12 protein-coding genes and 1 tRNA gene are annotated in these 13,417 nt (G+C 61.9%); 2 read left to right on the forward strand and 11 right to left on the reverse strand.

Annotated elements, in window-relative coordinates:
• Window positions 1–46: 46 nt before the first annotated feature.
• On the reverse strand, window positions 47–3,565 hold the full coding sequence (rpoB, locus tag M1E17_RS17150; RefSeq protein WP_457963146.1) for a DNA-directed RNA polymerase subunit beta: 3,519 nt from the start codon (window positions 3,563–3,565) through the stop codon (window positions 47–49).
• 327 nt (window positions 3,566–3,892) lie between these two features.
• Complete coding sequence (locus tag M1E17_RS17155) at window positions 3,893–4,339, reverse strand: hypothetical protein (protein WP_457963147.1); 447 nt, start codon at window positions 4,337–4,339, stop codon at window positions 3,893–3,895.
• 291 nt (window positions 4,340–4,630) lie between these two features.
• On the opposite strand from M1E17_RS17155, the gene M1E17_RS17160 reads away from it, so the two are divergent.
• Both M1E17_RS17160 and M1E17_RS17165 read left to right on the forward strand, forming a co-directional pair.
• Window positions 4,631–5,830, forward strand: coding sequence for an acetyl-CoA C-acetyltransferase (locus tag M1E17_RS17160; RefSeq protein ID WP_457963148.1), 1,200 nt, complete (start codon window positions 4,631–4,633; stop codon window positions 5,828–5,830).
• 3 nt (window positions 5,831–5,833) lie between these two features.
• Window positions 5,834–6,328: an aminoacyl-tRNA deacylase gene (locus tag M1E17_RS17165; RefSeq protein ID WP_457963149.1), complete on the forward strand. Its 495-nt coding sequence runs from the start codon at window positions 5,834–5,836 to the stop codon at window positions 6,326–6,328.
• A 178-nt stretch (window positions 6,329–6,506) separates the two neighbouring features.
• On the opposite strand, the gene rplL is transcribed toward M1E17_RS17165, so the two are convergent.
• The 9 genes from rplL to M1E17_RS17210 form a co-directional block, all read right to left on the reverse strand.
• A complete protein-coding gene (gene rplL, locus M1E17_RS17170) occupies window positions 6,507–6,884 on the reverse strand; it encodes a 50S ribosomal protein L7/L12 (protein WP_267275883.1) in 378 nt (125 codons plus the stop codon).
• 75 nt (window positions 6,885–6,959) lie between these two features.
• A complete protein-coding gene (gene rplJ, locus M1E17_RS17175) occupies window positions 6,960–7,580 on the reverse strand; it encodes a 50S ribosomal protein L10 (RefSeq protein ID WP_457963150.1) in 621 nt (206 codons plus the stop codon).
• A gap of 303 nt (window positions 7,581–7,883) precedes the next feature.
• Complete coding sequence (locus M1E17_RS17180) at window positions 7,884–9,002, reverse strand: GNAT family N-acetyltransferase (protein ID WP_457963151.1); 1,119 nt, start codon at window positions 9,000–9,002, stop codon at window positions 7,884–7,886.
• An 8-nt stretch (window positions 9,003–9,010) separates the two neighbouring features.
• The gene (locus tag M1E17_RS17185) at window positions 9,011–10,147 is read right to left on the reverse strand and encodes an N-acetyltransferase family protein (protein ID WP_457963152.1); all 1,137 of its coding nucleotides are present in this window, start codon (window positions 10,145–10,147) and stop codon (window positions 9,011–9,013) included.
• Between the two features lie 91 nt (window positions 10,148–10,238).
• Window positions 10,239–10,946, reverse strand: coding sequence for a 50S ribosomal protein L1 (rplA, locus tag M1E17_RS17190; protein ID WP_457963153.1), 708 nt, complete (start codon window positions 10,944–10,946; stop codon window positions 10,239–10,241).
• A 289-nt stretch (window positions 10,947–11,235) separates the two neighbouring features.
• Complete coding sequence (gene rplK, locus M1E17_RS17195; protein WP_267275888.1) at window positions 11,236–11,664, reverse strand: 50S ribosomal protein L11; 429 nt, start codon at window positions 11,662–11,664, stop codon at window positions 11,236–11,238.
• A 133-nt stretch (window positions 11,665–11,797) separates the two neighbouring features.
• Window positions 11,798–12,643: a transcription termination/antitermination protein NusG gene (nusG, locus tag M1E17_RS17200; RefSeq protein ID WP_457963154.1), complete on the reverse strand. Its 846-nt coding sequence runs from the start codon at window positions 12,641–12,643 to the stop codon at window positions 11,798–11,800.
• A 116-nt stretch (window positions 12,644–12,759) separates the two neighbouring features.
• Window positions 12,760–13,044 (reverse strand): preprotein translocase subunit SecE, encoded by a 285-nt coding sequence (gene secE / locus M1E17_RS17205; RefSeq protein WP_457963155.1) that lies wholly within the window; start codon window positions 13,042–13,044, stop codon window positions 12,760–12,762.
• An 81-nt stretch (window positions 13,045–13,125) separates the two neighbouring features.
• Window positions 13,126–13,198 (reverse strand) — tRNA-Trp (locus M1E17_RS17210).
• Between the last annotated feature and the right edge of the window lie 219 nt (window positions 13,199–13,417).

The raw sequence follows: 13,417 nt of genomic DNA on the forward strand, positions 1-13,417 counted from the left end.
GGGGAGGAGGGAGCACGACGGCGGGCGGTCACCCGCCGTCGTACTGCTAGACCTCTTCTACGGAACTGGGCTCTGCACGAGACAGATCGATGCCCAGTTCTTCCGCAGCCGTGAAGACTGCGTCATCAGAGTCACGCATTTCAATTGTGGTTCCGTCCGTGGAAAGTACTTCCACGTTCAGGCACAGCGACTGCATTTCCTTGATCAAGACCTTGAAGGACTCAGGAACGCCCGGCTCGGGGATGTTCTCGCCCTTGACGATTGCTTCATAGACCTTCACGCGACCATGGATGTCATCGGACTTGATCGTGAGGAGTTCCTGGAGCGTGTAGGCGGCGCCGTAAGCTTCGAGCGCCCACACTTCCATTTCACCGAAGCGCTGGCCACCGAACTGTGCCTTACCACCCAGCGGCTGCTGGGTAATCATGGAGTACGGGCCGGTGGAGCGGGCGTGGATCTTGTCGTCCACCAGGTGGTGGAGCTTCAGGATGTACATGTAGCCGACCGAGATCGGATCCGGGAACGGCTCGCCGGAGCGGCCGTCGAACAGGCGCGTCTTGCCTGAGGAGTTGATCAGGCGGTCACCGTCACGGGTCACGTTGGTGGAGTCCAGCAGGCCAGTGATTTCTTCTTCACGGGCACCGTCGAACACCGGCGTTGCAACAGTGGTCTGGCCACTCTCGCGCGGCAGGTTCGGCAGCTGCTTGACCCACTCGGGCTCGCCTTCGATCTTCCAGCCGGTCTTGGCAACCCAGCCAAGGTGCGTTTCCAGCACCTGGCCGACGTTCATACGGCCCGGAACACCCAGCGGGTTCAGGACAATGTCAACGGGGGTACCGTCGGCAAGGAAGGGCATGTCCTCGATCGGCAGGATCTTGGAGATAACACCCTTGTTGCCGTGGCGGCCGGCGAGCTTGTCGCCGTCGGTGATCTTGCGCTTGGCGGCCACGTAGACGCGGACCAGCTGGTTGACGCCCGGGGGCAGTTCGTCGTCGTTGTCGCGGTCAAAGACCCGGACGCCGATGACGGTGCCGGACTCGCCGTGCGGAACCTTCAGCGAGGTGTCACGCACTTCGCGGGACTTCTCACCGAAGATGGCACGCAGCAGGCGCTCTTCCGGGGTCAGTTCGGTTTCACCCTTAGGGGTGACCTTTCCGACCAGGATGTCGCCGGCTTCAACCTCAGCACCGATGTGGATGATGCCGCGCTCGTCCAGGCCTGCAAGGACTTCCTCGGACACGTTGGGGATGTCACGGGTGATTTCCTCGGCACCAAGCTTGGTGTCGCGGGCATCGATCTCGTGCTCCTCGATGTGGATGGAGGAAAGGACGTCCTCGGCAACGATGCGCTGCGAGAGGATGATGGCGTCCTCGAAGTTGTGGCCTTCCCATGACATGAATGCCACGAGCAGGTTCTTACCAAGGGCGAGTTCGCCCTGGTCCGTTGCCGGGCCGTCAGCGATGATGCCGCCGACCTCGAGGCGCTGGCCTTCGCTCACCAGTACGCGGTGGTTGTAGCAGTTGCCCTGGTTGGAACGGGCGAACTTGTTGATGCGGTAGTTGGTTTCCGTGCCGTCGTCGTTGAGCATGATGACCAGCTCAGCGGAGACCTCGGTGACTACACCCGGCTTCTTCGCGATGACAACGTCACCGGCGTCGACGGCGGCTGCGCGCTCCATGCCGGTGCCCACGAACGGAGCCTCGGAACGGACCAGCGGCACGGCCTGGCGCTGCATGTTGGCACCCATGAGTGCGCGGTTTGCATCGTCATGCTCAAGGAACGGGATCAGGGCGGTAGCCACGGACACCATCTGGCGCGGGGAAACGTCCATGAACTCGACGTCGGCGGCGGGAACCAGAACGGGCTCGCCTCCACCACCACGGGCACGGACCAGGACGGTCTCTTCGGCGAACTTCTTGTTCTCGTCCAGCGGAGCGTTGGCCTGTGCGATCAGGACCTCTGCTTCGTCGTCGGCCGTGAGGTACTGGACCTCGTCAGAGACAACGCCCTCGGACACAAGGCGGTACGGCGTCTCGATGAAGCCGAAGGGGTTGATGCGTCCGTAGGATGCCAGCGAACCGATCAGACCAATGTTCGGGCCTTCAGGGGTTTCGATGGGGCACATACGTCCGTAGTGGGACGGGTGAACGTCTCGAACTTCCATGCCTGCGCGGTCACGGGACAGACCACCCGGACCAAGCGCGGACAGACGGCGCTTGTGGGTCAGACCCGACAGCGGGTTGTTCTGGTCCATGAACTGTGACAGCTGGGATGTTCCGAAGAACTCCTTGATCGCTGCAACCACGGGGCGGATGTTGATCAGGGTCTGCGGCGTGATGGCCTCGACGTCCTGGGTGGTCATACGCTCGCGGACAACGCGCTCCATACGGGACAGGCCGGTGCGGACCTGGTTCTCGATGAGCTCGCCGACGGCGCGGATGCGGCGGTTGCCGAAGTGGTCGATGTCATCGATCTCGACGCGCAGCTCGTGGTCCTGGCCGTCGCGCTTACCCGTGAGGGTCTTCTCGCCGGCGTGCAGGGCAACCAGGAACTTGATCATGGCGACGATGTCTTCAACGTGCAGGACCGAAGCTTCCTTGTCACCAAGGGAGCGGTCGATGCCAAGCTTGCGGTTGATCTTGTAACGGCCGACCTTGGCCAGATCGTAGCGCTTGGAGTTGAAGTACAGGTTGTCCAGCAGGGACTGGGCAGCCTCGACTGTGGGCGGCTCGCCCGGTCGAAGCTTCCGGTAGATGTCCAGCAAGGCGTCTTCGCGGGTTTCGGTGGCGTCCTTCTCCAGCGTTGCGCGCATGGAGTCGTACTGGCCGAACTCTTCCAGGATCTGGCCTTCGGTCCAGCCGAGGGCCTTCAGCAGGACCGTGACGGACTGCTTGCGCTTGCGGTCGAGGCGGACGCCGACCTGGTCGCGCTTGTCGATTTCAAGCTCAAACCATGCACCGCGGGACGGGATGATCTTGGCAGTGAAGATGTCCTTGTCGCTGGTCTTGTCAGCGGTGCGCTCGAAATACGCGCCCGGTGAACGGACCAGCTGGGAGACGACAACACGCTCGGTGCCGTTGACGACGAAGGTGCCCTTCTCGGTCATCAGCGGGAAGTCGCCCATGAACACGGTCTGCTGCTTGATTTCGCCCGTGTTGTTGTTCATGAACTCGGCCTTGACGTACAGCGGAGCCGAGTACGTTGCGTCCCGGTCCTTGCACTCGGCCATGGTGTACTTCGGGTCAGCGAACTCCGGATCAGAGAAGCTCAGGGACATGGTGCCCTGGAAGTCCTCAATCGGGGAGATCTCTTCGAAGATGTCCGACAGTCCGGACGTGGTGGCGACGCTGAGATCGTTTTCTTCGACGGCCTTCGCTACGCGCGCCTGCCAGCGTTCGTTTCCGACGAGCCAGTCGAAGCTGTCCGTCTGCAGGGCAAGAAGATTCGGAACGTCAAGAGGTTCGTGAATCTTTGCGAATGAGAGCCGGCGAGTGGCACCATCAGTGGTGTCTGATGCGATAGCGGTTGAAGTGTTGTTTACATTAGAGGTGCTCGAGGCGACCAAGAGGGATCCTTCCACAGACCTTCAGGCGTTTTCAGATCTCCCCCGCTGTGCACCCTGCAGAATGACTCCGCAGTGCTACCAATCCGGTTCCGCTATATGACCCGGGGCCCGCGCTGCCATAGAGTGACGTTGTTGACGGCACGTTGATGGTCAGCTGCCAGGCAAAGCCCACCGCTATATGAAGGCTGAAGGTAAACAGGGAAGACGCAAATATCTACGATACGGCAAAACCCTTTACGTGTCTACCCCACATCCGCCGTGATTGCAAGCACCGGTTTCTGCGCTCGCCCAGCTGCCTATTGCCGGGCTTTGTCAGCCCGCCGGCAGTCAGAGTTTAAGTGCGACACCCGCGGCCGTACAGGGTCCGGAGTAAGCGTCAACGGCGTCCGCGACGGCATCCTTGGATGTCTGCTTCGGCCCGCCGCCCTGTCCCGCGGCCGACGCATGGTCTATGGCGATAAGGCTTAGGGCAGCAAAAAGACCGTAGACGTCTTTCGGGACCGTCTCCTTTGCCTCCTCCGATTCGAGATAGATGCCCTGGTACCCCTTCACGTCGTTTTTTGGCACAGCCTTGTAGTCGCTATGGAGCATGTTGAACAGCTCACAGGCGGCCTTAACGCCCCCGCCTCCCGCCGTCGTCGTCCTTGGTCCGGAGGATTTCGACGGCGTTGCTTCAGCGGCAGATGTGGTGGTTTCCGGGACGGGGGTGGAGACGGAACACGCGATCAGGGCTGCGACGCCGGCAACGGCCGCGGCGGCGAGGATTCGTTTCAAGTCAGTGCTCCCTGGTTCCAACTGAGATGCCGGGTCCTGCTCTGAAACCGGTCCGCCGACCACCCTACCCAGCGGACCGTGGCCATGCACCCCCGGGGCATGGGTAGTTCTCCCCTCGGCCAGGCTCCCAGCGGGAAACTTGTCCGTCCGAAACTTTGTCCACTGCTGAAACTTTGTCCGTTGGGGACCCACGCGGGAATTCAGGGTGGAGCTGGGGCGTTCTGATAAAGAGGTGATAAGGCTCACGGTAGCCTTGGCAATACATCGTTTTTCGGACCGGAAGAGATACCAATGGGCAACTTCGCAGACAACACTGACGTTGTCATCCTGGCAGCAGCGCGCACACCGCAGGGCCGTCTGAACGGGCAACTGGCGAGTTTCACCGCCGTCGAACTCGGTGCGCACGCCATCAAGGCTGCCCTTGCAGCAAGTGGAGTGGATGCCGGCCGCGTTGATGCCGTCATCATGGGACAGGTGCTCCAGGCCGGGGCCGGCCAGAACCCGGCCCGGCAAAGCGCCATCGGCGCGGGCATCGGCTGGAATGTTCCCACGGTCACCATCAATAAGGTCTGCCTCTCCGGCCTGACCGCGGTGATCGACGCCGCCAGGATGATTCGCAGTGGCGACGCCACCGTGGTGGTGGCGGGCGGCCAGGAATCCATGACCAGGGCACCACATCTGCTCCCGGGTTCCCGGCAGGGCTGGACGTACGGTGCGATCCAGGCGCTTGACGTCGCCGCCCATGACGGCCTCACCGACGCCTTCGACGGGCAGTCCATGGGCCTGTCCACCGAGACGAAGAACCTGACACTGGGCATTGACCGAACTGCCCAGGACAACGTGGCAGCCCACTCCCACCAGCGCGCTGCCATAGCGTCAAAGAACGGCGTGTTCGACGACGAGATCTCGCCCATCAGTGTTAAGCAGCGCAAAGGCGACCCCCTGCTGGTTTCCACTGACGAGGGCGTGCGGCCTGATACCACGGTGGAATCCCTCGCCGGACTGCGCGCAGCCTTTGTCAGTGACGGAACCATCACCGCGGGCAATTCCTCTCCCCTGTCCGACGGCGCCTCCGCCCTGGTGCTGACCAGCCGCGCCTTCGCGGAGGAGAATGGCCTCGAATACCTCGCGGTGGTCGGCAAGCCCGGGCAGGTTGCAGGCCCTGACAACTCCCTTCACTCCCAGCCATCGAACGCGATCAAAAACGCGCTGGCACGGGCCGGCTGGAGTATGGCCGACCTTGACTTCATCGAAATCAACGAAGCGTTCGGTTCTGTTGCCGTGCAGTCCCTCAAAGACCTGGACTACCCACTGGAGCAGTGCAACATCCATGGCGGAGCAATCGCCCTCGGCCACCCGATTGGGGCGTCCGGTGCCCGGCTGGCCCTGCATGCCGCCCATGAACTGAAACGGCGGGGCAGCGGCAAAGCCGCCGTGTCGCTCTGCGGTGGCGGCGGGCAGGGCGAAGCGCTCCTGCTGTACCGGGACTAAAGGGTGGGTGAAGCAGCAAGCCCACGCGACGGCGTCGGACGCGGGCGTTTCCTTGCAGACGCCCGCGCCCGTGGGCTGGAGGTCCGGCTGGTGGAGCGCCTGGCGGCCAACAGCCTTGAGGAAGCAGCACGCATTCTGGGCATCACGCCTGCCGACATCGTGAAGTCCCTGGTGGTCAAGCACAAGGACGGCAGCTTCCTGTTCGCCCTCATTCCGGGCGACCGGCAGATCTCCTGGCCCAAGCTGAGGAACCTGCTGGGCGTCAACAAGCTGTCGCTGCCGCCAGCGGATGTGGCACTGGAGGCCACCGGGTATGAACGCGGCACCATCACGCCGCTGGGCAGCACCACCGCCTGGCCCGTCTACGCGGACGCCGCGATCACGGGCCGGCGGATTTCAATGGGCGCCGGTGAACACGGCTACAGTGCCTTTGTGGATGCCGACGAGCTGACCGCGGCCCTGGGCGCAACCGTCGCCGATATCAGCGAACCCTCCTGATAAACACTGATCAACACTGATCAACGCTGAGGATCCCAAGTAGCTCGCATTAGACGTCGTGAAAACGCCATTTCGCGACGTTAAATGCGACCCAGTTGGGCCGAGAACGCACTTGGGCCGGGAACGCAGAAAACCCCGCCCACCGGAGTGGACGGGGCTTTCGTGAAGAAGGCGTGAGTTACTTGAGGGTAACGCGTGCGCCGGCTTCTTCGAGCTGTGCGATAGCCTTCTCGGCAGCTTCCTTGGTGACGCCCTCGAGGACAGCCTTGGGAGCGCTGTCGACCAGGTCCTTTGCTTCCTTCAGGCCCAGGGAAGTGATGGCGCGAACTTCCTTGATCACTGCGATCTTCTTGTCGCCGGCAGCTTCGAGGATGACGTCGAACTCAGTCTTCTCTTCAGCTTCCTCAGCGGCGCCGCCACCGGCGGGGCCTGCAACAGCAACAGCAGCTGCGGTAACTTCGAAGGTCTCTTCGAAGAGCTTGACGAACTCGGAGAGCTCGATGATGGTCAATTCCTTGAAAGCTTCAATGAGCTCTTCGTTGGTGAGCTTCGCCATGGTTGGCGTCCTTCCTATAGTGGTGTTCAGCGGCACATGGCCGTGCTTCACACCGAGTCTGGTGGGTAAAGAGAATTAGTTCTCTTCGGCTGCGGCGGCGGGGGCTTCTGCCTCTGCTGCTGCATCTGCTGCGGGAGCGTCAGCCGGAGCTTCTGCTTCAGCGGCGGGGGCTTCGTCAGCGGCGGGAGCTTCAGCAACTGCCGGAGCGCCACCCTCTTCTTCAAGCTTGAGGCGCAGTGCGTCAATGGTGCGGGCAGCGGCGGCAGCAGGAGCCTTGAGGACACCTGCAACCCGTGCAAGCTGCAGCTCACGGGACTCGAGCGCTGCCAGTGCGATGACTTCGCTGGCGTTCAGTGCCTTGCCTTCGAAGTAACCGGTCTTGATGACCAGCTGCTTGTGGGCTTTTGCAAAATCCGTCAGGCTCTTGGCAGCCGCAACTGCGTCACCCTTGATGAACGCGATTGCAGTAGGGCCGGAAAGCTCGCCGTCGAATGCTTCGACACCGGCTTCCTTGGCTGCAATGGCGGTCAGGGTGTTCTTGACGACCGAGAACTTGGTCTCCTGGCCGAGAGAAACACGCAGCTGCTTGAGCTGTGCAACAGTGAGCCCGCGGTATTCGGTCAGGACAGCGGCGTTCGATTCCTTGAAATCGTTAGTGATCTCAGCTACTGCTGAAACCTTGGTAGGCGTTGCCATAACCCTCCTTCCGGGGATAGTGCCGGTATTCGACGGTCCCCGCTCAAGTGAGCTAAAACTAAAAACGCCCCGCGCAGATGCACGGGGCTTGGCTCAACACAGTTCTACTGCGGAGCTTTGCTTCGTTCACCTGCGCTGGCCGCCCTACGTTCAGGGTCCTTCGTCCAGAAACCCACTTGACCTCCCGCGCACAACTGCAGAGTTGAGCTGCGTTCAGGAGAGTGGATTTCCAACAACCGACGGTCTTTGGTAGTTCAAGCTTACGGGACCGGCAGCCCTCTACCAAATCGGCCCAACTGAGTCTCAGCTGTTGCTTGCCCCCAGATGGGGCAGCTCCTTCTGCCAAATCCCCGTCACGCCCGCGGTGGTGAAGCCCAACTGCTTATTTACGGTCAGGAGGTACCTGTTCTCCGGCGCGTTCCAGGTGTAGATGACCCGCGCGTCAGGGAACTGCTCGGTGAGCCGTTCCATATTGGCCACTTTGATCAGCAGCCCCAGCTTGTTTCCGCGGTGCTCCTGCAGCACCAGGGTGTCGTCCTGGAACACCACGTCCGCCCGATGCGCGAGGACGCTGATGGTGGTCAGGCCTACCAGCGCTCCGCTGGCCAGGTGCTCCACCGCCGTCACCACCGTCCGGCGCCCCTGCGCGATGGTGGCCTCCTCCGCTTCACGGAGGATGTCGCCGTCGAACACCATGTCCTGCTGGACAGGGGTCTCCAACGACGGGTCGACGTCGGCACCCGCCTGGTTTTCCAGGGTGGCCACCGCTTCCAGCCATTGGTCCGGGCAGCGGTCAGTCCAGTGGTGCAGCCGGTAGCGGCCGTGGTTCGCTTCATCGGCTTCCGCCTGCAGATCGGCGACAAGTTTTGTGTCCAGCGGAAGGGCGCATGAACTGAACTGCTCGATGTGCTGCAGCGTATATCCCGTCTTGCGGGCAAATTCGACCTCCCGGCTGGCCAGCGGCACAAAGCCCTGCCCGGAGCCAGGAACAAGCTGCGCTTCCTCGAACTCGTGCAGTGAAGCCCCGGGGTGATTGGTGTCCACCAGGATCATGGTGCGGCCTTCGCCGCGCGCCATCTGTTCCGCCGCCAGAAGCAGTTTCCGGCCCACGCCCTGACGCTGGAATTCGGGCAGGATGTCCAGTGTGAATTCCGCGAGTTCCAGGTTGTCTGTCATTGGAAGGGCAATATCCACCGTCCCCACGATGTCATCACCCACCTTTGCCACCAGGATGATCTGCCGTTCGTATGGGTCAGCCAGTTCGAGAAGCTTCTCAAGCGGAGCGTAGGCCAGGTCGTCGCTCCCCCAGGTCTGCATCCGTACTTTGCGCCCCACTTCGACGGCAGCGAGGAAGTCCGCGGCGTCCGGTGCGTCCAGTGAATCCGGGATCCAAAGCTGCTCGATCTGTACGTTTTTTGCCATAAGGGGCATCATCCCAGCCGTTTCTGCCACTCACCTTCATAGCCGTCAGGCTTGAATCCAAGCGAAATATTTATCGCCAGCATATGCTGGTTTTCGCTGGCGTTCCACGTAAGAACCGACTTCGCAGCGGGCCACCGGCGCTGGGCGCTTCGAAGATTCGCGATCTTGATCAGCATTCCCAGGCGGTGCCCCCGGTGCGCCCCGGCTACCAGGGTGTCCTGCTGGGAAATGGTGTCAGGGACGCCGGGACGCCAGTTCAGGACCGTGTAGGCCACCAGTTCCCCGGTGGAGCGGTGCAGGGCTGCGGTGACCGCAGATTGCACACCACTTCGGATCAGGGCCCGTTCATCCTCCCGTACCCGCGCCGAGTCCCAATCCTCGCCCTCCCAGTCGAGCCCGGCGATGGGAACATCCGTACTCATCGTGGCTTTGAGGCGGGCATAGCCGTTCACCAGTTCCTCAGGGCAACTGTCATCCCACCCTATGAGTACGTACTCCCTGGCCCGGGCACCGGCTTCGGTCTCCAGCTGGGCGAGCAGATGCGGCGGCACGGGAAGTGTAAGGCGGCTGGACCGCTCCACCTGCTCCAGCTCATATCCGGCAGCCACGGCAAACGCCACGGCAGGCTCATCCAGCGGCAGCGCGCCGGCGCCGGACTTGGCCGGGACCGTGGATCCGCCTGGAGCCCTGGGTGGAACCTCGTGGTAACCATAAAGGGACGTTCTGCCCCCTTCCCTGGCAACCCCTTCGGCATGCTCCAACAGTGCCCGGCCCAGGCCTTGCCGTCGATGGGCCGGAGCAATCAGGACATCTATGCCGGCGGTATGGGTATTCTCGCTCAACGAAAGTTCCACTGTGCTCATCCCGATGACCTCCCCGTCCAGCCTGGCGACGTAGACATGGCGCTCCTCGTAGCCGTTGCCGCGCCAATACTCAAGCGCCTCCGGGAGGGTGGGGCATCGGTCCAGGTTGCCCCAGAGTGAGAGTTCATGCTCCTGGCGCATGGCATGGCAGAACAGGAGCTCCTTCGGCAATTGATCCACATTGGATGTGGCGCCGCTGCCGCCCAGCGGAGGGACCATAACAGCAGATATCTCCGGCTCGGTATGTCCTCGTGCAGATGCATCCGGGTTCGGTTCAGCCATTCCTACAGCTTAAGCAGGAAACCGCCCGGCGCAGGCGCCGGGCGGTTTCTGATGCGGCGGACGAGTCCGCTGCGAAGTTTCCAACGAAGGATTAGACCTCAGTCAGAACCTTGGTGACGTTGGGGTCAACGGAGATGCCGGGACCGAACGTGGTGGCCACAGTGGCCTTCTGGATGTAGCGGCCCTTGGAAGCGGACGGCTTCAGGCGAAGGACCTCTTCCAGTGCTGCGGCGTAGTTCTCGGCCAGCTTGACGGCGTCGAAGGAAACCTTGCCAATGATGAAGTGCAGGTTGGAGTGCTTGTCGACGCGGAAGTCGATCTTGCCGCCCTTGATGTCGTTGACAGCCTTGGTGACATCTGCCGTGACGGTGCCGGTCTTCGGGTTCGGCATCAGGTTACGGGGACCCAGCACCTTACCAAGACGGCCAACCTTGCCCATGAGGTCAGGGGTGGCTACGGCTGCGTCGAAGTCGGTCCAGCCGCCGGCGATCTTTTCGATCAGGTCATCGGAACCAACGAAGTCGGCGCCTGCAGCGATTGCTGCTTCAGCCTTGTCACCGGTTGCGAAAACGAGAACGCGCGAGACCTTACCGGTGCCGTGGGGCAGGTTGACCGTGCCGCGGACCATCTGGTCGGCCTTACGGGGGTCAACGCCGAGGCGGAAGGCCACCTCAACGGTTGCGTCGAACTTGGACGGGTTGGTGTCCTTGGCGAGCGTTACTGCCTCGAACGGCGCGTAGAACTTCTCCGCGTCGATCTTGGCGGCTGCTGCCTCATATGCTTTGCTGCGCTTTGCCATGCTGCTTATTTCTCCTTGTGCAGTTGTGGTCTGCGGACCGCGCTGGGCCCTGCCACAGTCGGTGTTCCCGATATCCGGCTGTTTTGTCCGGATGGGATGGCCGACATTCTAATTTTCAATGGTGCCGGTTTCCCGGCGGTGCTGCCCGTCGTCGTCGTCGGTTTCCCGATCCCGGCTACCAGCAGCGGTGGGCCTAACCCTCCGGCAGTATCTTTTTGTCGAAAGTCTGCGGGACTCACTTCCGGCGAGTGCTTCGTTCCTCAGCCCTCACCGTCCGTTCATTCCTCGACTATTCGACGGTGATGCCCATGGAACGGGCGGTGCCGGCGATGATCTTCGCTGCGCCTTCGAGGCTGGTGGCGTTGAGGTCTTCCATCTTGGTGGTGGCGATCTCGTTAACCTGGGCCTGGGTCAGCTTGGCAACCTTGACGGTGTGCGGCGTGGGCGAACCCTTGGCGACGCCTGCAGCCTTTTTGATGAGCTCTGCAGCCGGCGGGGTCTTGGTGATGAACGTGAATGAACGGTCTTCGTAAACCGTGATTTCCACGGGGATGACGTTTCCGCGCTGGGCTTCTGTGGCAGCGTTGTACGCCTTGCAGAATTCCATGATGTTGACACCGTGCTGGCCAAGGGCAGGACCGATGGGCGGAGCCGGGTTAGCGGCACCTGCCTGGATCTGCAGCTTGATGAGGCCGGTGACCTTCTTCTTGGGAGCCAATGTAGGGTCCTTCTCTCAAATGCGTCCTGGGACACAGGAGCGTGCCTCAGGTTTTTGGCCGCCATGGCGAGGCGGCCGGCCGTTCCAGTGCTGCTAAGCGGGCAGTGCCGGAACGAATTCTTGGGTGGTGCTGCTAGATCTTGGTGACCTGGTTGAACGCCAGCGTGACAGGCGTTTCGCGCTCAAAGATGGAGACCAGCACCACGAGGGTCTGGGATTCCACCTTGATTTCGGAGATCGTGGCCGGGAGGGTCTCGAACGGACCTTCCTTGACGATGACGGACTCGCCAACTTCGAAGTCAACGTCAACAGGGGCGGCAGCGTGCTTGACGGGCTTGCCCTTCTCGGCCTGCTCTTCTTCGAAGACCGGGGCGAGCATGGAGAAGACCTCGTCCAAGCGCAGGGGTACCGGGTTGTGGGCGTTGCCCACGAAGCCGGTGACGCCGGGAGTGTGGCGCACCGCGCCCCAGGAGGCATCGGTCAGGTCCATGCGGACCAGGACGTAGCCGGGGATCCGGACGCGGTTGATGACCTTGCGCTGAGCGTTCTTGATCTCAACGACTTCCTCCATGGGCACCTGGATTTCGAAGATGTAATCTTCCATGTCCAGGGTCTGGATGCGGGTCTCAAGGTTTGCCTTCACGCGGTTCTCGTAACCGGCGTAGGAGTGGATGACGTACCAGTCACCCTCCTGGCGGCGCAGCTTGGCCTTGAATTCCTCGGCGGGGTCCACCTCGGCCTTGGCGGCCGCGGCGGCGAGGGCGTCAGACTCGTCGGAGTCGGCGTCCTCGGAGTCGGCATCCTCGGAATCGTCGTCCTCAGAACCTTCGTCCTCAAAGGCGTCAGCATCAGCGTCGGCGGATTCGGGCGCAGCGGACTCAACCTCAGACTCTTCACCGGCTTCCGCCGTGGGGGCTGACGTGATGTCCGTAGACTCTTCCAGCTCAGTCTCGGTTACCTCGAGCTCCTGCTCAGACACTTGGTCTCCTGCTTCCTCATTGCCTAACATGCCTATTTAAACGGCTCAATTCCGCACACTGACGTGGATTCCCTCCGGGTTACCGGACGGACCACGCAGCCTGCGGACGATTCGCCTTAGCGGTCCCCGGGAGCGATCCCGGCGAAGACCCAGCCGACCGCGGATCCAAATCCGAGGTCCAGCAGGCTGACGATGACCATCATGATGGCCACGAACACCAGCACCACGGCCGTGTAATTGATCAGTTCCTTGCGGGTTGGTGCAACAACCTTCTTCAGTTCGCCGATGACCTGGCGGACGAAAAGTGCAATGCGAGCGAAGAAGTTTGCCTTGGCGTCCTTCTTAGCTGGGCGGCCCTTGGAGCTGCTGGCAGCTGTTTCGGTCACCTGGTCCTCACTCATCTATGCACTGTTGGATTACCCGGTTCTGATCAGAACCATGGTTACTGCGCGTGCTCCGGCTTTCCGCCGGAACAGCTTGCGCAGGGCAGACAGGACTCGAACCTGCAACCTGCGGTTTTGGAGACCGCTGCGCTACCAATTGCGCCACTACCCTATGGATCGAAAAACCGCATCCTGTACGAACTTGCCAGCTTCCACTGGGGCGCACGCCATCATCCGTGTTTTCAACACCGGAGAACCAGTCTACGCAACAACTTCGCGTTCGTCGAACCAGCCTCGTTCCGGGCCATTCGCGGTGCCTGCATGCTCATCTGACATCCAGTCATATCCTTGCCGGCAACCCGAACGATCCGGTGAACAGCATAGAGTAGGT

This window comes from Arthrobacter sp. D1-29 (assembly GCF_054130585.1).

Bases quoted from the DNA above. Each gene is read 5' to 3' on its own strand.
- rplJ (WP_457963150.1), bottom strand. From the start codon at position 7,580: ATGGCAACGCCTACCAAGGTTTCAGCAGTAGCTGAGATCACTAACGAT.
- rplL (WP_267275883.1), bottom strand. From the start codon at position 6,884: ATGGCGAAGCTCACCAACGAAGAGCTCATTGAAGCTTTCAAGGAATTG.
- M1E17_RS17180 (WP_457963151.1), bottom strand. From the start codon at position 9,002: ATGGCAAAAAACGTACAGATCGAGCAGCTTTGGATCCCGGATTCACTG.
- M1E17_RS17160 (WP_457963148.1), top strand. From the start codon at position 4,631: ATGGGCAACTTCGCAGACAACACTGACGTTGTCATCCTGGCAGCAGCG.
- M1E17_RS17185 (WP_457963152.1), bottom strand. From the start codon at position 10,147: ATGGCTGAACCGAACCCGGATGCATCTGCACGAGGACATACCGAGCCG.
- secE (WP_457963155.1), bottom strand. From the start codon at position 13,044: ATGAGTGAGGACCAGGTGACCGAAACAGCTGCCAGCAGCTCCAAGGGC.
- rplA (WP_457963153.1), bottom strand. From the start codon at position 10,946: ATGGCAAAGCGCAGCAAAGCATATGAGGCAGCAGCCGCCAAGATCGAC.